The following is a 20,335-nucleotide window of genomic DNA, read 5'->3' as shown; positions in this document are numbered from 1 at the left end:
GCGCGTGCTAACATTGATTGTTATTACACCCCGTCATTCAATCAGCAAGCTAATGAACACCGAGACGTTTTCTACGCCACCCCACACGCTTGTGATTGCGTCGCGAGAAAGCCGCCTTGCCATGTGGCAGGCGGAGCATGTGCGATGTGCGCTGCACAAATTATATCCATCTTGTGACGTAAAAATCCTCGGAATGACGACACGTGGCGATCAAATTCTCGATCGCACTTTGTCGAAGGTTGGTGGTAAGGGCCTTTTCGTCAAGGAACTGGAAGCGGCACTGGCCGACGGCCGCGCCGATCTGGCCGTGCATTCGCTCAAAGACGTGCCGATGGAATTGCCCGCGGGCTTTGCGCTGTCCGCCATCATGGAGCGTGAAGATCCGCGCGACGCGCTGGTTTCCAACACTTACGACTCGCTTGCCGCGCTGCCGGCCGGCGCCGTGGTCGGGACCTCCAGCCTGCGTCGCGAGGCCATGCTGCGCATGCGTTATCCGCACCTCGTGGTGCGCCCGTTGCGGGGCAATCTCGACACCCGCCTCGCGAAACTCGACCGCGGCGACTATGCGGCGATCATTCTGGCCGCGGCCGGTTTGAAGCGTCTGGGTCTCGGCGAGCGCATCCGCGCGAATCTCGATCCGGAAGACAGCTTGCCCGCAGCCGGCCAGGGCGCGCTCGGCATCGAGATTCGCGCCGATCGCGCGGACCTCGCGGCATGGCTCGCGCCGCTGCATCACGAACATACGGCAGCGGCCGTCGAAGCGGAGCGGATGGTCTCGCGCGCCCTCGGCGGCAGTTGTGAAGTGCCGCTCGCGGCCTACGCGCAATGGCATGACGGCGCATTGCATCTGCGCGGCATCGTCGCCACGCCTGACGGCCAGCGTGTGTTGAGCGCGCAGGCATCGGCGCCGGCGCCCACCGTCGAGCGCGCGATTGCGCTTGGTGAGGAAGTGGCGAGCGCGCTCGAACAGCAAGGTGCGATGGACATCGTCCGTGCGTTGAGTACGGCTAGCGGTCCTGCGGCAGCGTCGGCAGACGGCGCGCCGGATAGCGCGGCGACCGGCGAGTGATGGCGGCCGAAATCCCGGGCAACGCATCCCCTGCCGTCGACAAGGCGGCGTTCACGGTCGTGATTACACGACCGGCCGGTCAATCAAACGAGTTAGCCGCGCAACTCGCGGCGGCGGGCGTTGCCGTGCTCGACTTTCCGCTGATCGACATTGCGCCGGTTACCGACGAAGCGCCGTTGCGCGCCGCGCTGGATGCGCTCGAGCGCTATGCACTGGTCGTGTTCGTGTCGCCCAATGCGGTCGATCACGCGTTTGCCCGCCGCGATACGATCTGGCCGCATGCGCTGCCGATCGGCGTTGTCGGGCCGGGCAGTGTGCAGGCGCTCGCACGGCATGGCGTCGCCGCGCCGGCCTACACCGTCATCAGCCCGCCGTCCGGATCCGATGACGATACGGCGCGCTTCGATTCCGAAGGTCTGTTCGCGGCGCTCGACGCAGCGCTTGGCGCAACGAGCCTCGAAGGCAAGCGCGTGCTGATCGTGCGCGGCGACGGCGGCCGCGAATGGCTGGCCGACCGCTTGCGCGAAGCGGGCGCGGAAGTCGAAACGGTGGCGGCCTATCGCCGCCTCGTGCCGGAACCGTCGATCGGCGGCTGGACGCGCGTGCACGCGCTGCTGGCCGGCGCGCCGCACGCATGGCTGCTCACCAGTTCGGAAGGGGTGCGCAATTTGCACGAGCTCGCGCAGGAGCATCTGACTGCGGATGAAATCGTGCAACTGAAGCACGCCAACCTGGTCACGCCCCACCCCCGCATCGCGCAGACCGCGCGGGCATTGGGTTTTGATAGCATTACGGTGTCCGGCGCGGGCGACGATCGCATTGCCCGCGCCTTGCTTGCTGCCGTGCCGACCGTAGTCCAACCGGTACCGACCAACCCGGCTTATTCACCGGCTAAATCACGCATGACTGAAACGAACGCATCCACGAACGCTTCACCCCAGCCGGCCGCAACCAGCGCGTTGCCGCCGAATCCACCCTTCACGCCCTACGAAGCGCAAAAGCGCCGCAGCGCGAGCGGACCGCTGCTGTGGTTTGTCGTCGTGATCATCGCTTGTGCGGCGGGGGTGGGCGGCTATGCGCTCAATCGCAAGGTGGAGCGCACCGAGCAGCAACTCGCGCAACGCCAGCAGGCGAACGACGCGCAGACCAACGAGTTGCGCATCAAGACCGATCAGGCGCTGGCCACGGTTAAACAGTCGGACGCGCAGGTCGCGCAACTCGAAGGCAAGCTCGCCGATGCGCAAACCGCGCAGCAGGCCTTGCAACAGCAATACACCGATCTCGCCCGCAATCGCGACGACTGGACCATGGCCGAAGTCGGCCAGATGCTGTCGGCCGCGAGCCAGCAATTGCAGCTCACCGGCAATACACAACTCGCGCTGTTCGCGCTGCAAAGCGCGGACACGCGGCTTGCCGCATCGGATAGCCCGCAGGCCGTTACGGTGCGCAAGGCCATCGCGCAAGACATCGACAAGCTGAAGGCCGCGCCGTCCACGGATCTGACGGGTATGGCGATCAAGCTCGACAACGCTATCGACCAGGTCGACAGCCTGCCGCTCTCCGGCGAGGCGCCGATTGCGCACGCCACGCCGAAGGCCGCCACCTGGGCCGACACGGCGAAGGTAGCCGCGGCCACCGGCGAGCCGCGCTGGAAAGTCTGGTGGCGCGAAGTCACGACCGGCATCGGCCAGCAATTGACGAGTCTCGTCCAGGTGCGCCGTATCGACAACGCCGACGCCATGCTCGTCACGCCCGATCAAGGCTACTTCCTGCGCGAGAATCTGAAACTGCGTTTGCTGTCGGCACGGCTTGCCCTGCTTTCGCGCAACCAGACCACGCTGAAGTCCGATCTGCAGGCGGCGCAGGCCGCACTCACGCGCTACTTCGACAATACCTCGAAGAAAACCCAGACTGTGATCGATCTGGTCAAGCAGGTGGATGCGGGCTCGGCCGCGGTTGAGCTGCCGAATCTGAACACCAGCCTGCAGGCCGTCAATCAATACCGGAGCCGAGGTTAATCATGGCAATCCGGGGACTTCTATGGCTCGCGTTACTGTTCGCGATCGCGGTGGTGCTGGCGGTGGTCGGACGCTTCGATATGGGGCAGGTGCTGCTGATCTACCCGCCGTATCGCGTCGACATCTCGCTGAATCTGTTCGTGGTCGGGCTGGTGGTGCTGTTCATCCTGATCTACGCGTTGCTGCGCATCGTGCGCAATATCTGGCGCATGCCGCAGCGCGTGGCGGCCTATCGCGCGCGCTCGCGTGTTGCGAAGGCGCACGCCGCATTGCGTGACGCGATCGGCAATCTGTACGCGGGGCGTTTCTCGCGCGCTGAGAAAGCCGCGAAAGATTCACTCACGAACGGCGACAACAAGGGCGCGGCCGGTTTGATCGCGGCCACCGCGGCGCATCGCATGCACGAGTACGCGCGGCGCGACGAATGGCTCGCGCAGATCGACGAGGCCGACTGGCAGGACGCGCGCCTGATGGCGACCGCCGACATGCGTGCCGATGGCCGCGATGCGGACGGCGCGCTGAGCGCGCTCACCGAAATGCAATCGCAGGGCGCGCGGCGCATTCACGCGCAGCAGATCATGTTGCGTGCGCAACAGCAATTGAAGAACTGGGGTGAAGTGCTCAAGCTCGTCAAGACACTGGAAAAGCGCGAAGCGATCCATCCGGCGGTGGCGGTGCGCTTGCGTCAGCTCGCGGCGGAGAACCTGCTGCGCGACCGGCGTCATAACGCTGATGCGCTGCTGGAGTTGTGGAATTCGCTGTCGGCCACGGAGCGTCATTCGCCGCGTCTTGCCGATCTCGCCGCCGAACTGCTGGTGTCGCTGAATCGTCCGCAGGAAGCGCGCAAGATCGTCGAAGAAGCGCTCGCGCAGAACTGGGACGCGCGTCTGCTGCGCCGTTATCCGGACACGACCGGTGGCGACGCGTTGCCGCTGATCCAGAAGGCCGAAGGGTGGCAGAAGGATCGTCCGGAAGACGCGGATCTGATGTTCGCGCTGGGCCGCTTGTGTTTGCATCAGCAGTTGTGGGGCAAGGCGCAATCGTTCCTCGAACGCGCGCTGAAACTGGCCGACAACGAGACACTGAAGATTCGTTCGCATCGCGCGCTGGCGCGTTTGCATGAACAGCTTGGCGATTCCGATAAGGCAAGCGAGCATTATCGTGAAAGCGCGTTGGCGATGAATATCGTTTGATGCTTTGATCGCCGCGGCACGTGTTTGATCATGCGGCGAGTCAGTCAGAAAAAACCCCCGGCGTTGCAAGACGGCGGGGGTTTTTTGTTGAAGCGTCAAGCGTGATTCATGAGGTAATGCTTGTGGTTCGACGGAGGTTCCTGTGTTACTTCGTTCGGCGAGCCGCTTTACTTATTGACCATCTTCGCCGGCACGCTGACCGCCAGCAAACCGCCAAGAATCATGAATGCCGCCAGCATGTACATGCCGGAGTCGTTCGCGGCGGTCGCCTGCTTTAGCCAGCCGACCGCGTACGGGCTGAGGAAGCCCGCCAGATTGCCGATCGAATTGATCATCGCGATGCCGGCCGCCGCGCCCGTGCCGGCGAGGATTGCGGTCGGCAAACTCCAGAACAGCGGCAGGGTGGTCAGAATGCCCATGGTCGCGAGCGTGAGCGAGGCCATCGCCAGCACCGTGTTGTGCGCCCATACCACGGAGAGCACGAGGCCGATTGCCCCGGCGAAGGCAGGCAAGGCGATATGCCAGCGCCGCTCGCGCATGCGGTCGGCGCTGCGCGACACGAACACCATTGCGATCACCGCCGCCGCGAACGGAATCGCCGACAGCAGGCCGATCATGAACGCATCCGTCACGCCGGTCGCCTTGATGATGGTCGGCAGCCAGAAGCTCACACCATAGAGGCCCATCACGAACGAGAAGTACGTAAGACTCAGCATCAGCACGCGGCCGCTCGTGAGCACCTGGCGAATCGGCATGTCGTGCTTGGTGGCCTCTTCGGCCGACACCTGACGCTCGAGCAAGTCCTTCTCTTCCTTGGTGAGCCACTTCGCTTTCGCGACGCGGTCGTCGAGTATCACGAACACCAAGATCCCGACGATCACGGACGGAATGCCTTCGAGCAGAAACAGCCACTGCCAGCCATGCCAGCCGTTCATGCCGTTGAAGCTCTTCAGGATATAGCCCGACACCGGACCGCCGATCACGCCGGACAACGCGATCGCCGTCATGAACCAGGTGGTCATGCGGCCACGGCGATGCGCCGGATACCAATATGTGAGATACAGGATGATGCCAGGGAAGAAGCCCGCCTCGGCGAGACCGAGCAGGAAGCGCATCACGTAGAACATGGCCGGCGTGGTGACGAACATGGTCAGCATGGAGATCACGCCCCACGACACCATGATCCGTGCAATCCACACGCGCGCTCCGACCTTGTGCAGGATCACGTTGCTCGGAATTTCAAAGATGAAATAACCGATGAAGAAAATCCCCGCACCGAAGCCGTAGACTGCATCGCTCAGGCCCAGATCGGTGGTCATTTGCAGCTTGGCGAAGCCGACGTTGACGCGGTCGAGATACGCGACCACATAGCAGAGCATCAGGAGCGGCGCGAGCCGCCAGGTGACCTTGCGGTAGGTCGCTTCTTCGAACGTGGAAGGTGGCGCACCCGCGCCGGGATGGTGGAGCGGATCTGCGGGACTAGCCATGGTGTCTCCTCTTTTCTTGTGGAAATGAAGTACCGCCGTCGATCGCGATTCTAGCCTTGCTGAATGGTTTGGTTTGCTTGGCGTTTACACGCAGCGCCCGCCGTCCACTTCGAGGCACACGCCGGTGATGAACTCGGCTTCGTCCGAGGCGAGATACAGCGCCGCGTTGGCGATATCCTGCGGCGTCGAGAAACGCCCGAGCGGAATGCCGGCGAGAAAACGCTTGCGGTTCTCCGGCGTGTCTTCAACGCCCATGAATTCCGACAGCAGCCCTGTCTCGCCCATGACCGGGTTCACGCAGTTCACGCGAATACGGTTCGGCCCCAACTCTACGGCGAGCGACTTGCTGGCGATGATTACCGCAGCCTTGCTGCCGTTGTACCAGACGAGTCCCGGACGCGGCCTCACGCCGGCCGTCGACGCGATATTGATGAAGCTCCCGCCGCCTTGCTCGCGGAAATACGGCACGAATTCCTGCACGCTCCAGTAGAGGCTTTTGACGTTCACCGCATAGACACGGTCGAACTCGGCCTCCGTCACGTCGAGCACCGGCTTGTTGCGATGCGTGGTGCCGGCATTGTTGACGACGATCTGCACGCTGCCGAAGTCTTCGAGCGCGGCCTCGCGCAGTGTCTGCCAATCCTCGCGCAGCGTGACGTTGCCGGCCACCGCGATCGCCTTGCCGCCGGCCAGCGCAATTTCACTCGCCACCCGTTCGGCCGCCGGGCCGTTCAGATCGTTGACCACCACATTTGCGCCTTCGCGCGCGTAGGTTTTCGCGATGCCTTCGCCGAAACCCGAGCCGCCACCCGTGACGATGGCTGTTTTACCTGTCAACCGCATGATGTCTCCGTTGTTTGTTGTGGATGGTGATGCGTGCTGCCGCGGTGCCGTGCCTAGCCGTGACGAATGGCGATGGTTTTCAGCACCGTGAAGCCATACAGCGCTTCAAAACCCTTTTCGCGTCCGTGGCCTGAATGCTTCACGCCGCCGAACGGCAACTCGACGCCGCCGCCCGCGCCGTAGTTGTTGATGAATACCTGACCGGAGCGCAGGCGCCGCGCAAGACGCATCTGACGGGCGCCGTCGCGCGTCCAGATCCCCGCGACGAGGCCGTACTGCGTGCCGTTGGCGAGCGAGAGCGCTTCGTCTTCGTCGCTGAACGACATGGCGGCGAGCACCGGCCCGAACACTTCATCGCGTGCCAGACGGTGGCTCGCGGGCACGTCGCGCAGCAGCGTGGGCGCCTGATAGAAGCCGCTTTCCGGCGCTTCGGGAATCACTTCGCCGTGTGCGGCCATTGGGATGCCGTCGTGTTGCGCGTCGGAGAGAAAATCCCAGACGCGCTGTTGCTGCTTCGCATTGATCAACGGACCACAGTCGAGATCGGCATGCGAGGGCCCGACCCGCAGCGCGTGAAACGCGCCGCTCAGCCGATCGAGCAGCGGCTCGTAAATCGCCCGGTCGATCAGCACGCGGCTGCCCGCCGAGCAGGTTTGCCCGGCGTTCTGCACGATCGCCGAAACCAGCACGGGCAAGGCCGCATCGAGATCCGCATCGGCGAAAACGATTTGCGGCGACTTACCGCCTAGTTCGAGCGTGACCGGCACATGGTTCTCGGCGGCCATCTGCGTCACGAGCTTGCCGGTTTCGGGCGAGCCGGTGAAGGAGATGTGATCGATGCCGGGATGACGGGCGAGTGCCGCGCCCGCTTCATGTCCGAAGCCCGTGACGATATTCAGCGCGCCCGCCGGCAAACCCGCTTCGGCCGCCAGTTCGGCGACGCGCAGGACCGACAGGCACGCATCTTCCGCCGGCTTGACGACGCACGCGTTGCCGGTGGCGAGCGCCGCGCCGACGCTGCGGCCGAAGATCTGCATCGGGTAGTTCCACGGCACGATATGGCCGGTCACGCCGTGCGGCTCGCGGATGGTGAGCACCGTGTAGCCGGCCTGATAGGGGAGCGTTTCGCCGTGCAGCTTGTCTGCCGCGCCGGCGTAAAACTCGAAGTAGCGCGCGAGTGCGGCCGAATCGGCACGCGCCTGTTTGAGCGGCTTGCCGGTGTCGCGGGCTTCGAGTAGAGCGAGTTCTTCCTGGTGGATGGTGACCAGCATCGACAGCCGGTGCAGCACGCGGCCGCGTTCGACGGCGCTGGCCTCGCCCCATGCGCCTTCGAAGGCGCGGCGGGCCGCGTGGACGGCGGCGTCGATATCCGCCGCGGTGCCGCGCGCAAGCGTGGTGAACGGCTGGCCGTCCGAGGGATCGAGCACGGCGATCGTTTCGCCGCCTGATGCAGCGGACCATTCGCCGCCGATGAAATGCCGGGCTTCTTCCATGCATGCTCCTTGAGATGTCACGCAGCCGATAGGGGGCCGATGCCCAGACCAGAACTCAAGCCCGGGCCCGGACGCGCGGTGTTCACAAACGAGAGGCACAATCGAGAGACGCCAGATGATTATCGCGCCGATCCAAGCCGAGGTGGCATCGGCCGATTGGCTATAATGGCGTATTCCGCACTGTCCGGCCGTAGCGCCGCTCGTGCCGGCGAGTTTCGCGAGAGACTCACGATTCACGCCGCCCGAGCCCGCGCGCCGCACGCCGTGTTCCGAATTCCATCTGATCAGAGAGCGCTCATGAGCTTCAATCACGTCCCCGCAGGCAAAGATCTCCCGCAAGATTTCAACGTCATCATCGAAATCCCGGCGCAAAGCGATCCGGTGAAGTACGAAGCCGACAAGGAAACGGGCCTCCTCCACGTCGACCGTTTCATCAGCACGGGTATGCGCTATCCGGCGAATTACGGCTACATTCCGCAAACGCTGTCGGGCGACGGCGATCCGGTCGACGTGCTGGTGATCACGCCGTTCCCGCTGCTGGCCGGCTCGGTGGTTCGCGCACGCGCACTCGGCATGCTGCAAATGACCGACGAATCGGGCGTCGACGCCAAGCTGGTCGCCGTTCCGCACGACAAGGTCTGCCCGATGACCGCCACGCTGAAGTCGCTCGACGACGTGCCGGCGTACCTGAAAGACCAGATCAAGCACTTCTTCGAGCAATACAAGGCGCTGGAGAAGGGCAAGTGGGTGAAGGTCGAAGGCTGGGCGGATATCGACGCCGCTCACAAGGAAATCAGCGAAGGCGTGGCGAACTACAAGAAGTAAGCTGCGTTGCACGGGTAGTTGACGAAAAAACCGCGCGAGCCTGCAAGGGCCGCGCGGTTTTTTCATGGGTGGCGTTTCCAGCGATCCCGAACCCGGCACGATGTGCCATGCCGGCAACGCGCCAGTCTGGCCGGCGTTGCTTCAGCACATAGACACAACGCATCGACTGGATGAACCGAAGGCATTTTTATATCTCAGTGTTAACCCTTATCATTCGGCGGCCGCAGCAGATTTCCTGCCGGTGGCGTATTAATGCGCTGAGGTAGCGCGAACGTGTGTTTTGAGAGCCCACCGTCCGGATGCTGAATCGCAAGTCCCACCCTTCGTCGTCACGCTGGTCGAGCCGCTTGTACACGAGCCTGTACGCGCTCGTCACCGCGATCTACCGCAAACGGCCGGTATGGATGGTGTCGTTTTCGACCAGCGAGGCCAATCTGTCGGAAGGGCTGAGAGCCGCCTGTGCGTCCACCGCGATGCTGGTGCTGGGCAATCTGCTGCACGACCCGGCCTTCGCATGGGCCGCGATCGGCGCTTTCTGGACCTGTCTTGCCGACGCCGCCGGCTCGAATCGCGCGCGCTTCGCTTCGATGATGGGCTTTGCGCTTCTGTCGACAGTGTGCGGCGGCGTGACCGCTTTCGCGTCGGGCGAGGGGACGGCGTTTGCGGCGCTCGCCATGCTGGTATTCACCTCGCTCGGTGCGTTCGGCAGGATCTGGGGCGCGGCGGCATCGCAGGTGACCATTCTCGCGGCGACCGCCTGCGTGGTGATGGTCGACAAGCCCATGCGCGACCTTCGGGAAGGGATGGCGTTTCTCGGCATCTATCTGTCCGGATGTCTGTTTGCCGTCGTGCTGAGCTTGACGGTCTGGCGTATTCATCCGTTCGGCACGAGCCGCGCTTCGCTGCGGACGGCGTATGTGCGCCTCGCTGACATTGCATTCGACAGTGCGCGCCTGCTGGAGCAGCGTGCAGCGCCTCACGAGTGGGCGACGCATGCCGCGAAATTTCGCGCCGATGCGCGGGCCGCGCTGGAGCGCTCTCGCAAGGCGCTCGCGAACGTGCCGGGTTCGCGAACGGCCGGCCGGGAAACCTACGACAATCTGCTCGGCCTGTTGACGGAGAGCGAGGCGCTCTTTGCCTATCTGATTGCAGTCACTGGCGCGTGCGAAAAAATCCCGGGGGACCCACGTCGGGCCAGGCGCGCGGCACGACTGTTGACCGGCATAGGCGAGGTTCTGCGCAGAGTGGGCGCAGCCACCGGCGAAGCGCAATGGGACCGTCTCGCCGACCTGCAACGCCGATTGCGGCGCCTCGCGAGGCGGCTCGAATCCGCATTGATGGAACCTGTCGCGCTCAAATTCGATTTCGAACTGGTTGATTTCGCGCCGGCGTATGACCAATCGCCGGCGTGGCGGGACCGTGCCGCCAGACTACTGACGCAGACGTGGTCGACCTTCAAGGCGAACCTCTCGGTTCAGTCGGTCGGCTTGCGGCACGCAGCCCGAGTGGGCGTGACGACCACGGCGGGCTTTCTGGTCATCCGGGCGCTCGGGCTTCCGTTCGGCTACTGGGCAACCATGGCGACGCTGCTGATCCTGCAACCGTCCATTGCCGCGACCTGGCCAAGAAGTATCGAGCGCGCTGCCGGGAGCATTGTCGGGGGCGTGCTGGCGGCTGCAATCGGCTACGCGATTCATTCGCCGCTCGGCATTTCACTGGCGGTGTTTCCGCTGGTGGTGGCTACCATGGCGCTGCGCCCCGTCAGCTACAGCCTCTTCGTTCTGTTCCTGACGCCGACCTTCGTGCTGGTGGCTGACTTCGCGACGCCAGGCGCCAGCGAATTTGCCTACGCGCTTACGCGGCTGGGCAACAATGTGCTCGGCTGCGTATTGGCGCTGCTGGCAACCTTCTACCTGTGGCCGACGCGCGAAAAGGTCGACTATCGCGCCTATCTGGGCGAGGCGGTGCGGGCCAATCTCGCGTATCTAAGGGCGGCACTCGAATCGCCGCAGCGAAGCGAGAAGGACATGGAGCGCTTGCGCCGCGCCGCTGGCCTCGGCAGCAATAACGCCGAGGAGGCAATTGGCCGGATTCGACTCGAAAAACTCGAGGACTCGATGGTCGACACGGTCACGCTGACGGTACTGAGCGTGTTGCGGAAAATGGCGGGCACCGCGACCCAACTGCGCTTGAGTACGAACCTGCGCAGCAGGCACGGTGAACTCGGCGCCTGGATCGACTCTACAAGTGCCGACATCGAGGCGGCCTTGAATCGGACCCTGCGGCCGATACGGCGCGAGCTTCCCGCACGCGACCGGTTGACGTCGCTGGAAGCGGATGCGGTGGGGGAAATCGCGCTGATGCACCGGCTGCTGACGGAGCGGATGCGGGAGGCGAGGGGTTAGGTCGGCTCCGCCGATTCGGATTCGGATTCGGCCAGAGGCTCGGGTTCAGGCTCGGGCAGCACCGATTCAAGCGTACGCAGCCCGCCTGCCAGCGCCCGCTTCTCGGCAGGCTGCAGCCGCTTGACCCAATACTCCGCACGCGACGCATTCGAACGATTCGCCAACTCGAACGACGCTAGCACCCGCACCGGCTTGCGCGAACGCGTATAGCGCGCGCCTTCACCGCTCACATGCTTGTCGAACCGCGCCTGCACGTCGGTGGCAATGCCGGTATAGACGCTGCCGTCCGAACATTCGAGCAGATACAGAAACCACGCCATGAGTACGCTTCAGCCTTTGAACGGATTGTGTTCGCGCAGCTCGTCCACATACGCGTGGATGCTGTTCTTTTCGTTGTCGAGGAAATGGCCGACCGCATCGGCGAAGGCCGGATGCGCGAGCCAATGTGCCGAGCGCGTCACGGTCGGCAGAAAACCGCGCGCCATTTTGTGCTCGCCCTGGGCGCCGCCTTCGAACGCACCGAGCTTTTCTTCGATGCAAAATTCAAGCGGCTGATAGTACGCGGTTTCGAAGTGCAGGCAGGGCACATGTTCGAGCGCGCCCCAGTAGCGGCCGTACAAGGTGCCGCCGGTTTTCGCGTCGCGCTGATAGACCACGAGCGAGCTCGCAATCGGCTTGCCCTCGTATTCAGCAATCACCAGCAGCAGATTTTCCGGCATCGAGGCGCCGATCATCCGGAAGAAATCGAGGTTCAGATACGGACTCGAAAAGTGCTCGCGGTAGGTTTGCCGATAGCACTTGCTGAAGAATCGCCAATCGGCATCCTGGATATCCTCGCCGCGAATCCGGCGCATGGTCACGCCGGCTTCCTGGACCTTGCGACGCTCCGCGCGAATGTTCTTGCGCTTCTTCTGTTCGAGCGTGGAGAGGAAATCGTCGAAGTCGCGATAGCCGTCGTTGAGCCAGTGGAACTGCACGCCTTCGCGTTGCATCATGCCCATCTCCGTCAGCGCGCTCGCCTCCGTTTCAGTTGGAAACAGCACGTGCAGCGAGGACACGTCGGCCTGCTCGGCGAACGCCATCAGCGTCGCGGCCAGATGCTTGAGGGCGTGCGTATCCGCCGACAGCAGCCGGTTGCCTTGCACCGGTGTGAACGGCACTGCGCAGAGCAGCTTCGGGTAATACGGCAGACCGTTGCGTTTGTACGCATCGGCCCAGGCCCAATCGAAGACGTATTCGCCGTACGAGTGCCCCTTCAGATACACGGGCGCGGCGGCCACGAGCCGGTCGGTGCGCGGATCGGTGAGCGTGACGAATTGCGGCGCCCAGCCGGTATCGGCAACTGCGCAGCGGGTTGCGGAGAGCGCGCTCAAAAACTCGTGCCGCAGAAACGGCGTGGGCTGCGTCTGCTGCGCGAGAAGGGCGTTCCATTGCGCGGCGTCCACCTCGGAGGGCGACGCCAGAATGCCCGTGCGATAATCAAAGCGTTCCTGGTTCAATCTGTCTGACTGTTCCCAATGAGCGACGCAGGCCTGTAGCGATGCGTCGTTCGTTTATCCGATTTGTCCGTTGCCGTCGAGCTAACCAGCCGCGGTACTCGCAAGCCCTGTGGCTTGCCTGTCGATCCTGCCATGAAGACCCGAATCGCTCTTGCTCAAATCAATGTCACCGTCGGCGACTTCGCCGGCAACGTCGCGAAGATTGTCGCTGCCGCGCGCGCCGCGCACAACGATGGTGCGAAGCTGCTGATCGCGCCTGAACTCGCGCTATCCGGCTATCCGCCCGAAGATCTGTTGCTGCGTCCCGCGTTCTACGCTGCGAGTGCGGCCGCGTTGGCCGATCTGGCCACGCAACTGAAGCCCTTCGCCGGCTTGCATGTGATCGTCGGCCATCCGCTGCGTGACTTGACGTACAACCCGTTGACGTACAACCCGTTGACACACAGCGTGGCGCACGGCCATGGTAATGCAAACGCGCCGATCGAGCGCGGCGTGCCGCCGGTCGATACCTTCAACGCGGCTTCGCTGATCGTGGACGGCGAGGTGGCCGGCACCTATCGCAAGCAGGATTTGCCCAATACCGAGGTGTTCGACGAGAAGCGCTACTTCGCTTCCGACCCGAAGCCGTTCGTGTTCGAACTGGACGGCATCAAGTACGGTGTGGTGATCTGCGAGGATGCGTGGCATGCGTCGGCCGCGCAAATGGCGAAGGCGGCGGGCGCACAGGTGCTGCTGATTCCGAATGGCTCGCCGTACCACCTGAACAAGGAAGCGGTGCGCTTCGACATTCTGCGCGCGCGGATTCGCGAGACCGGTTTGCCCATGGTCTATGTGAACATGGTGGGCGCACAGGACGAACTGGTGTTCGACGGCGGTTCGTTTGTGCTCGACGAGAAGGGCGAACTGGTCGCGAAGATGGCGCAGTTCGAGGAGGGCAACGCGATTGTCGAGTTCGACGGCGGCAAACCGCTGCCTGCCGCGATCGCACCGGAGCTCTCTCTCGAAGCGCAGGTGTACGCGGCACTCGTGATGGGCGTGCGCGACTACATCAACAAGAACGGTTTCCCCGGCGCGCTGATCGGCCTGTCGGGCGGCGTGGATTCGGCGCTGGTGCTGGCCGTCGCGTGCGACGCGCTGGGTGCCGACCGGGTGCGCGCGGTGATGATGCCGTCGCGCTACACCGCGGACATTTCAACCACCGACGCCGCCGAGATGGCGCGCCGCGTCGGTGTGCGTTACGACGAAATCGCGATCGCGCCGATGTTCGACGCGTTCCGCAGCTCGCTCGCCGATGAATTCGCGGGTCGTGCCGAAGACGCCACCGAAGAAAACATTCAGGCGCGCATTCGCGGCACCTTGCTGATGGCGTTGTCGAATAAATTCGGCTCGATCGTGCTGACCACCGGCAACAAGAGCGAGATGGCGGTGGGCTACTGCACGTTATACGGCGACATGGCCGGTGGCTTCGCGGTGATCAAGGACATCGCCAAGACGCTGGTCTACAAGCTGTGCCATTACCGCAACCAGGCTACTGCGTTCGGCAAGCAGGACGTGATTCCCGAGCGGATTCTGACCCGTGCGCCGTCGGCGGAGCTGCGCGAAAACCAGACCGATCAGGACAGCTTGCCGCCGTATGAAGTGCTCGACGCAATCATGCGCATGTACATGGAAGAGGATCGCTCGCTTGCCGAAATCATCGCGGCGGGCTACGCGGTCGACGATGTGAAACGCGTCACGCGCCTCATCAAGATCAACGAGTACAAGCGCCGTCAGGCGCCGATCGGCATTCGCGTCACGCATCGCGCGTTTGGCCGCGACTGGCGTTATCCGATTACGTCGCGCTACACGGAGCCGGTGGAGTGAACTGAAGCAAACGGCTGCTGCGGACTTACCTGATAGCAGACCAGAAGCGCCCACCGGATCGCCGGATCGCCGCAACGCATCCGGCGCGGCGTAGAATAAAAATTATCCATTTCCCTTTCAACTTTCCAATCACGAGACGAGGTTCGCCATGAAGCGCATCACTGCAGTCATTAAACCGTTCAAACTCGACGAAGTGCGCGAGGCGCTCGCTGAAGTCGGCCTGACAGGGCTGACGGTGACCGAAGTCAAGGGTTTCGGCCGGCAAAAAGGCCATACCGAGCTCTATCGTGGTGCAGAGTACGTGGTCGACTTTCTGCCGAAAGTGAAGATCGAAGTAGTGGTCGCGGACAATCAGTGCGATCAGGTGATCGACGCGATCATCGGCGCGGCGCGCACCGGCAAGATCGGCGACGGCAAGATTTTCGTCGCGGAGGTAGAGCGTGTGATCCGGATTCGTACCGGCGAAGAAAACGAAGCGGCAGTTTGAGCGGTTCGACTCGCACTGTTGAAACATTGCTTTAAAGCGGTGGTATTGGCACTTACTTAGTGCGCACCGATCAGGTGCGGCGAAGCAGTGGTAAAACCGCGCGCATCAATAAAAAACGGTGCGATACCCTTTCGGACATCGCACCGATACGCGCCTCTCGCAGCAGCGTGAAAAAGATTCTCTTGAAGAACTCGTTGCTACACCCCGAAGGAAATTCCCTCGGGGCGCCCCGTTCGATTAGAACGAGTGTTGAATACCTGCGTACACACCCGACTGCTGGTGACCCGGCAGCGGGTTGTCCGTTGCGGCGGACGTGCCGGCGTTGTCAGCATTCAGGCCGAAGTTAGCATTCTTGCTGTTGCGAACCGTAGCGATCTGGATGTCCAGCAACGTGCGCTTGGACAGGTTGTACGAACCGCCAATCGTGTAGATCGTTGCGTTGCCCGCACCGTTGTTGCCGTTGACGTGGTACACCGCTGCAATCAGCGCTGCAGCCGGCGTTGCTTGCCACGTCACACCGCCCCATTCGTGATCGAGGGTCGTCGGCTGGCCCGGCAGAACGCCCGTAGCACCTGCCGAACGGACAGCCTGGTATGCAGCCTGGACCTTGAACTGGCCGAGGAACACGTTCACGAGAGCCGAGTATTCGCGCGATGCTGCGAACACGCCGGTAGCGACGTTAGCCGTATTGGCCGCGGTGGCAGCACCCGGACCGTACAGAACACCATTGCCCGGGTTGCGGATTTCGTCGTACAGACCGCGAACCTGGAACAGCGAGTTCGTGTAGGTGATCTGTGCGCCAGCTTCGCGACCCTGACCGGCCGGGTTATTACCGTTCCAGTTCGTTGCGTTCGACAGCGCGTATTGACCGTAGAAGTCAAAGCCTGCGATCTTCGGCGACTGGTAAGCGAAGTTGTTGCTCGATTGCGGCCAGTTGCGGCCACGCACCAGCGAAGCCGACGACCAGTTCGATTGACCGAACGGGTCGAAGTCCCACACGCCGTTCGAGATGAAGAGCATGCGGCCCATCGTGAACGTACCGTACTGGTCGTTCGCGAGACCCACCGTTGCCCAACGATTGAAGAGACCGCCACCGCCAGGGCCTGCACCCGTCATGGTGTTGAAGGAGCCTTCCAACTGGAACAGCACCTTGTTGCCACCACCGATGTCTTCAACGCCCTTCAAGCCCCACAGGCTGGTACCCCAGTCGCCGCTTTCTGCCTTGAAACGGTTCGTGCTGCCCGTTGCCTGACCGTTTGCACCGACGCCTTGCGGAACGCCCGACATGTATTCCAGGCCAGCATCAAGGCGGCCGTACAGCGTCACGCTGCTTTGGGCGTGCGCAACTACACCGGCTGTCATCAGCGCAGCGGCGAGCAAAGCTTTCTTCATCTTCTCCTCCATACCCTGTCAAAAAGTGAAACCCAGTACTGCGAATGGTGTTCGGACACAAGCGCGCCGAACAGAAATCGGTACCAGGGAGATTAGCGGGTGGATTGGGTCTCCTGCCGTGACGGATAGCCTCAGCGGGCTATTCTTCGCGCCATGCCGATCCCTCGCCGACCGGTTCTCCTCTGTTGCTTTGAAGTGAAACTACTTTTAATGAACTTTGTTTTGCTACTTTGGTTACTAATTTATCAAAAATACCCTGGAGTGGGAGAAGAAATTAGTACCGCCCCGGGTGGATGTCTCCAAATTGCAATACGAATGTGCACAAGGAATCGTTGCGATATCTCCAAAAAGGCGGGAAACCCTTCTGCGACAAGGGAATCACGGATTGGGACGAGCAACGTTAAGGATTGCCACTATTGACGCTTTAAATGCGTCAGAGTAGGGAGAAAGGAGGGTGGTTTGGGCCAGGTTTGGCCCGTTTTGGCGGCCGGAATGGGCGGAATAGGCAGGTGAGCGAAGTAAAAAAGGCGCTCGTAAGCGCCTTGTAATGCTACTTTGACTACAGCCCAGATAGCGGGCTGTACAACCGCTTTATTTGAGGCTGCCGGAGAGGAACTGCTTGAGCCGTTCGCTCTTTGTGTTCCTGAAGACTTCGTCCGGGTGGCCTTCTTCCTCGACGCGGCCTTGATGCAGGAACATCACGTGATTCGACACGTTGCGCGCGAACGCCATTTCATGCGTGACGACGATCATCGTGCGGCCTTCTTCGGCGAGCGTCTGCATGACCTTGAGCACTTCGCCGACCAGCTCGGGGTCGAGTGCGGAGGTCGGCTCGTCGAACAGCATCACGTCCGGATGCATGGCCAGCGCGCGCGCGATTGCCACGCGTTGCTGCTGACCGCCTGACAGATGCGACGGGTACTGCTTCTCGAGACGCGGCGCGAGGCCCACTTTCTCCAGATACTCGCGTGCCCGCTCTTCGGCCTCCTTACGCTTCAGGCCCAGCACGTTGACCGGTGCCTCGATGATGTTCTCGAGCACGTTCATATGGGTCCACAGATTGAAGTGCTGGAACACCATCGACAGCTTGGTGCGCACGCGCTGCAACTGCTTCGGATCGGACACGCGCAGCGCGCCGGCTTTGCCGATCTGCGTGCGGACTTCTTCGCCGTCGACAAAGATGCGCCCGGCATTCGGCTGCTCGAGAAAGTTGATGCAGCGAAGCATCGTGCTCTTGCCCGAACCGGACGAGCCGATCACGCTGATCACGTCGCCGGCATTGGCCTTCAGCGACACGCCCTTGAGGACTTCGTTGTCGCCGTACTGTTTGTGAAGCTCATCGACGAAGAGCTTTTGCTTCCTGGTGTTCATCGGGTTCCTTGGCGGGCTTGCTTGCCTGGGGCGCAGTGCCCTTCTTCTTGATTACTTGCCTTGCGGCCGCAGGTAAGCGAGCCAGCGGTGCTCGGCGCGGCGGAACAGCCACACGAGCGCAAACGAAATGCATAGATAGAGCAGGGCGGCGATGCCGAACGCGTTGAACGACTGATAGGTAGCCGAGTTCACGTCGCGTGCGATCTTGAGGATGTCCGGCACGGTCGCGGTGAATGCGACGGTGGTGGCGTGCAGCATCAGGATCACTTCGTTGCTGTAGTACGGCAACGCGCGGCGCAGCGCCGACGGCAGAATCACCCGCCGGTACAGCGTGAACGACGACATACCGTAGGCGCGCGCCGCTTCGATCTCGCCATACGGCGTCGCCTTGATCGCGCCCGCGAAAATCTCGGTGGTGTACGCGCAGGTGTTCAGCGTGAACGCGAGCAGCGTGCAATGCATGCCGTCACGGAAGAACGCGTTGGTCAGTTCGTGATTGCGGATGATGTCGAGGCTGTACAGGCCGGTGTAGCAGAGCAGCAGCTGCACGTAGAGCGGCGTGCCGCGAAAGACATAGGTATACAGCCACACCAGCGCGGCGAGCCATTTCTTCTTCGACACGCGCGCAACCGAGAGGGGGATCGACAGGCAGAAGCCGAGTCCGATCGACACCACCAGCAGCCACAGCGTGATTGCGACGCCCGTGAGGCGGTAGCCGTCGGTATAGAGGTAGTTGCGCCAGTATTCCTGAATGATCTCGATCATAGATCCGCCTTTCGTACGCCAGTCGAGTAACGCTTTTCGAGGTACATCAGCACGAAGTTGGACACTGTGGTGATGACGAGATAGATCGCCCCTGCAAGCAGGGTGAAGAAGAAGAACCGCAACGTGCCTTTGCCCGCATCCTGCGAGGCTTTGACCACGTCCGCGAGACCGATGATCGACACCAGCGCCGTGGCTTTCACCATCACCTGCCAGTTGTTGCCGATGCCGGGCAGCGCGAAGCGCATCATCTGCGGGAACATGACCCGCGAGAACACCTGCCAGCTGGTCATGCCGTAGGCCGCGCCCGCTTCGAGCTGGCCGCGCGGCACAGCCAGAAAGGCGCCGCGGAAGGTTTCGGTGAAGTACGCGCCGTAGATGAAGCCCAGCACCGCGACGCCGGCCACGAACGGATCGATGTCGATCTGGTCCCAGCCGAGCAGGTCGGTCAGGTTATTCAGCCAGATCTGGATGCTGTAGAACAGCAGCAGCATCAGCACGAGGTCGGGCACGCCGCGCACGAGCGTGGTGTAGACGGTGCCGACGCCATAGGACAAGCGGTTCTTCGACAGCTTGGCTGCCGCGCCGAGCAGGCCCAGCACGAAAGCGAACGCCAGCGACAACACCGCCAGTTTGACGGTTTGCCAGGTGCCGTTGAGAAGCAGCGGGCCGTAGCCTTGAAGGAACATAGGGGGTCCTTGACGATACGCTTGCCGACTCTTGTTCTGAATCGGGGTTGAAGCTGCTTTTGAAACTGTTGCCGACTGTATTACGAAGCCTCGGGAAAGCCCATGCGGGCGAGCCCCGAGTGAGCGGTCAACTCAGTGACCCGCTCAGTGTCCAGTTCAACGCCCAGGATAAATATCGACGTCGAAATACTGCTTTTCGAGCTTCTTGAACGTACCGTCCTGATGCACCTGCGCCAACGCCTGGTTGAACATCGCTTTCAGCTCGACGTCGTCCTTGCGCAGGCCGATGGCCGTGCCGTCACCGAGTGTCTTCGGGTCTTTCACTTCCGGCCCGGCCCAGGCGAAGCCTTTACCGCGCGGCGTCTTCAGGAACCCGGCGTCGGCTTGCAGTTCGTCCTGCAGCGCGGCGTCGAGACGACCCGAGGCGATGTCGGCGTACACCTGATCCTGATTCTGGTAGGACACCACGGTCACGCCTTTCGGCTCCCAGTACGCCTTGGCGTAGGTCTCCTGAGTCGAGCCCTGCTCGACGCCGACATGCTTGCCCTTCAGCGATTCCGCCGTGGGCAGGAGCGGCGAGCCGGCTTTGGCGATCATGCGGGCCGGCGCTTCGAACAGCTTGCCGGAGAAATCGATCTGCTCGCGGCGCTTGTCCGTGACGGTCAGCGACGACACGATCGCGTCGAACTTCTTGCCCTTCAAGGCCGGGATGATCCCGTCCAGGTCCTGTTCGACCCACAAGCATTTGACGTTCATCTTCGCGCACAGCGCTTTCGTCAGATCGACGTCGAAGCCGACAACCTGGCCGCTGGCCGCCTTCGATTCGAACGGCGGGTAGCTGGCGTCCACCCCGATGCGCACGGTTTTCCATTCTTTCGCCATGGCGCCGGTGGCCATGACGGCAAGCGCCACGCACAGTGCGGCCTTCTTCATGTTTCT

At 62.5% G+C, this 20,335-nt stretch carries 18 protein-coding genes; 8 read left to right on the top strand and 10 right to left on the bottom strand.

What is annotated here, in order from left to right; all coding sequences use genetic code 11:
* The first annotated feature begins 52 nt into the window (after positions 1–52).
* The 3 genes from hemC to GH665_RS16010 are packed head-to-tail and all read left to right on the top strand — an operon-like array spanning position 53 to position 4,280.
* Complete coding sequence (hemC, locus tag GH665_RS16020) at positions 53–1,069, top strand: hydroxymethylbilane synthase (protein WP_153136668.1); 1,017 nt, start codon at positions 53–55, stop codon at positions 1,067–1,069.
* Positions 1,069–3,087, top strand: a complete 2,019-nt coding sequence (gene hemDX, locus GH665_RS16015; RefSeq protein ID WP_153136667.1) for a fused uroporphyrinogen-III synthase HemD/membrane protein HemX — start codon at positions 1,069–1,071, stop codon at positions 3,085–3,087. The genes hemC and hemDX overlap by 1 nt, the downstream gene beginning before the upstream one ends.
* A 2-nt stretch (positions 3,088–3,089) precedes the next feature.
* Positions 3,090–4,280 carry a heme biosynthesis protein HemY gene (locus GH665_RS16010; protein ID WP_153136666.1) on the top strand — a complete coding sequence of 397 codons (1,191 nt, stop codon included), beginning with the start codon at positions 3,090–3,092 and terminating at the stop codon, positions 4,278–4,280.
* A gap of 167 nt (positions 4,281–4,447) precedes the next feature.
* On the opposite strand, the gene GH665_RS16005 is transcribed toward GH665_RS16010, so the two are convergent.
* The 3 genes from GH665_RS16005 to GH665_RS15995 form a co-directional block, all read right to left on the bottom strand.
* Entirely contained in the window at positions 4,448–5,767 is a 1,320-nt protein-coding gene (locus GH665_RS16005; protein ID WP_153136665.1) for an MFS transporter, read from the bottom strand.
* 84 nt (positions 5,768–5,851) lie between these two features.
* Positions 5,852–6,610: an SDR family oxidoreductase gene (locus tag GH665_RS16000; RefSeq protein WP_153136664.1), complete on the bottom strand. Its 759-nt coding sequence runs from the start codon at positions 6,608–6,610 to the stop codon at positions 5,852–5,854.
* 53 nt (positions 6,611–6,663) lie between these two features.
* The gene (locus GH665_RS15995; RefSeq protein ID WP_153136663.1) at positions 6,664–8,103 is read right to left on the bottom strand and encodes an aldehyde dehydrogenase family protein; all 1,440 of its coding nucleotides are present in this window, start codon (positions 8,101–8,103) and stop codon (positions 6,664–6,666) included.
* 297 nt (positions 8,104–8,400) lie between these two features.
* Here GH665_RS15995 and ppa point away from each other — a divergent pair, with 297 nt between their 5' ends.
* From ppa to GH665_RS15980, 3 genes are all read left to right on the top strand, one after another.
* Positions 8,401–8,928 (top strand): inorganic diphosphatase, encoded by a 528-nt coding sequence (gene ppa, locus GH665_RS15990; protein ID WP_153136662.1) that lies wholly within the window; start codon positions 8,401–8,403, stop codon positions 8,926–8,928.
* A 64-nt stretch (positions 8,929–8,992) separates the two neighbouring features.
* Positions 8,993–9,181 (top strand): hypothetical protein, encoded by a 189-nt coding sequence (locus tag GH665_RS15985; protein WP_153136661.1) that lies wholly within the window; start codon positions 8,993–8,995, stop codon positions 9,179–9,181.
* A gap of 46 nt (positions 9,182–9,227) precedes the next feature.
* Positions 9,228–11,333, top strand: coding sequence for an FUSC family protein (locus tag GH665_RS15980; protein WP_153136660.1), 2,106 nt, complete (start codon positions 9,228–9,230; stop codon positions 11,331–11,333).
* Here GH665_RS15980 and GH665_RS15975 read toward each other — a convergent pair.
* Together GH665_RS15975 and GH665_RS15970 are read right to left on the bottom strand one after the other, a co-directional pair.
* The gene (locus tag GH665_RS15975) at positions 11,330–11,653 is read right to left on the bottom strand and encodes a GIY-YIG nuclease family protein (protein WP_153136659.1); all 324 of its coding nucleotides are present in this window, start codon (positions 11,651–11,653) and stop codon (positions 11,330–11,332) included. The two genes, GH665_RS15980 and GH665_RS15975, sit on opposite strands and share 4 nt — an antisense overlap.
* Before the next feature lie 9 nt (positions 11,654–11,662).
* The gene (locus GH665_RS15970) at positions 11,663–12,832 is read right to left on the bottom strand and encodes a GNAT family N-acetyltransferase (protein WP_153136658.1); all 1,170 of its coding nucleotides are present in this window, start codon (positions 12,830–12,832) and stop codon (positions 11,663–11,665) included.
* 132 nt (positions 12,833–12,964) lie between these two features.
* Here GH665_RS15970 and GH665_RS15965 point away from each other — a divergent pair, with 132 nt between their 5' ends.
* Positions 12,965–14,695, top strand: a complete 1,731-nt coding sequence (locus GH665_RS15965) for an NAD+ synthase (protein WP_153136657.1) — start codon at positions 12,965–12,967, stop codon at positions 14,693–14,695.
* Between the two features lie 148 nt (positions 14,696–14,843).
* On the top strand, positions 14,844–15,182 hold the full coding sequence (gene glnK / locus GH665_RS15960) for a P-II family nitrogen regulator (RefSeq protein ID WP_074763377.1): 339 nt from the start codon (positions 14,844–14,846) through the stop codon (positions 15,180–15,182).
* 237 nt (positions 15,183–15,419) lie between these two features.
* Here the strand turns inward: glnK and GH665_RS15955 are convergent, their stop codons facing one another.
* The 5 genes from GH665_RS15955 to GH665_RS15935 form a co-directional block, all read right to left on the bottom strand.
* Positions 15,420–16,574, bottom strand: coding sequence for a porin (locus GH665_RS15955; RefSeq protein WP_153136656.1), 1,155 nt, complete (start codon positions 16,572–16,574; stop codon positions 15,420–15,422).
* A gap of 591 nt (positions 16,575–17,165) precedes the next feature.
* Positions 17,166–17,945, bottom strand: a complete 780-nt coding sequence (locus GH665_RS15950; RefSeq protein WP_153136655.1) for an ABC transporter ATP-binding protein — start codon at positions 17,943–17,945, stop codon at positions 17,166–17,168.
* Positions 17,946–17,996: 51 nt separating this feature from the next.
* Positions 17,997–18,710 (bottom strand): ABC transporter permease, encoded by a 714-nt coding sequence (locus tag GH665_RS15945; protein ID WP_153136654.1) that lies wholly within the window; start codon positions 18,708–18,710, stop codon positions 17,997–17,999.
* Positions 18,707–19,396: an ABC transporter permease gene (locus GH665_RS15940; RefSeq protein ID WP_153136653.1), complete on the bottom strand. Its 690-nt coding sequence runs from the start codon at positions 19,394–19,396 to the stop codon at positions 18,707–18,709. Before GH665_RS15940 ends, GH665_RS15945 begins: the two co-directional genes overlap by 4 nt.
* Positions 19,397–19,552: 156 nt before the next feature.
* Positions 19,553–20,329, bottom strand: a complete 777-nt coding sequence (locus GH665_RS15935) for an ABC transporter substrate-binding protein (RefSeq protein ID WP_153136652.1) — start codon at positions 20,327–20,329, stop codon at positions 19,553–19,555.
* Between the last annotated feature and the right edge of the window lie 6 nt (positions 20,330–20,335).

This window comes from Paraburkholderia agricolaris (assembly GCF_009455635.1).
Taxonomy (GTDB): domain Bacteria; phylum Pseudomonadota; class Gammaproteobacteria; order Burkholderiales; family Burkholderiaceae; genus Paraburkholderia; species Paraburkholderia agricolaris.
Note: the sequence above shows the minus strand (reverse complement) of the source record. Positions and strands in the feature narration are given on the sequence as shown.

What these genes read in the sequence shown, in the direction of transcription:
- hemC (WP_153136668.1), top strand. Translation starts at nt 53, where the DNA reads ATGAACACCGAGACGTTTTCTACGCCACCCCACACGCTTGTGATTGCG.
- hemDX (WP_153136667.1), top strand. Translation starts at nt 1,069, where the DNA reads ATGGCGGCCGAAATCCCGGGCAACGCATCCCCTGCCGTCGACAAGGCG.
- GH665_RS16010 (WP_153136666.1), top strand. Translation starts at nt 3,090, where the DNA reads ATGGCAATCCGGGGACTTCTATGGCTCGCGTTACTGTTCGCGATCGCG.
- GH665_RS16005 (WP_153136665.1), bottom strand. Translation starts at nt 5,767, where the DNA reads ATGGCTAGTCCCGCAGATCCGCTCCACCATCCCGGCGCGGGTGCGCCA.
- GH665_RS16000 (WP_153136664.1), bottom strand. Translation starts at nt 6,610, where the DNA reads ATGCGGTTGACAGGTAAAACAGCCATCGTCACGGGTGGCGGCTCGGGT.
- GH665_RS15995 (WP_153136663.1), bottom strand. Translation starts at nt 8,103, where the DNA reads ATGGAAGAAGCCCGGCATTTCATCGGCGGCGAATGGTCCGCTGCATCA.
- ppa (WP_153136662.1), top strand. Translation starts at nt 8,401, where the DNA reads ATGAGCTTCAATCACGTCCCCGCAGGCAAAGATCTCCCGCAAGATTTC.
- GH665_RS15985 (WP_153136661.1), top strand. Translation starts at nt 8,993, where the DNA reads ATGGGTGGCGTTTCCAGCGATCCCGAACCCGGCACGATGTGCCATGCC.
- GH665_RS15980 (WP_153136660.1), top strand. Translation starts at nt 9,228, where the DNA reads ATGCTGAATCGCAAGTCCCACCCTTCGTCGTCACGCTGGTCGAGCCGC.
- GH665_RS15975 (WP_153136659.1), bottom strand. Translation starts at nt 11,653, where the DNA reads ATGGCGTGGTTTCTGTATCTGCTCGAATGTTCGGACGGCAGCGTCTAT.
- GH665_RS15965 (WP_153136657.1), top strand. Translation starts at nt 12,965, where the DNA reads ATGAAGACCCGAATCGCTCTTGCTCAAATCAATGTCACCGTCGGCGAC.
- glnK (WP_074763377.1), top strand. Translation starts at nt 14,844, where the DNA reads ATGAAGCGCATCACTGCAGTCATTAAACCGTTCAAACTCGACGAAGTG.
- GH665_RS15955 (WP_153136656.1), bottom strand. Translation starts at nt 16,574, where the DNA reads ATGAAGAAAGCTTTGCTCGCCGCTGCGCTGATGACAGCCGGTGTAGTT.
- GH665_RS15950 (WP_153136655.1), bottom strand. Translation starts at nt 17,945, where the DNA reads ATGAACACCAGGAAGCAAAAGCTCTTCGTCGATGAGCTTCACAAACAG.
- GH665_RS15945 (WP_153136654.1), bottom strand. Translation starts at nt 18,710, where the DNA reads ATGATCGAGATCATTCAGGAATACTGGCGCAACTACCTCTATACCGAC.
- GH665_RS15940 (WP_153136653.1), bottom strand. Translation starts at nt 19,396, where the DNA reads ATGTTCCTTCAAGGCTACGGCCCGCTGCTTCTCAACGGCACCTGGCAA.
- GH665_RS15935 (WP_153136652.1), bottom strand. Translation starts at nt 20,329, where the DNA reads ATGAAGAAGGCCGCACTGTGCGTGGCGCTTGCCGTCATGGCCACCGGC.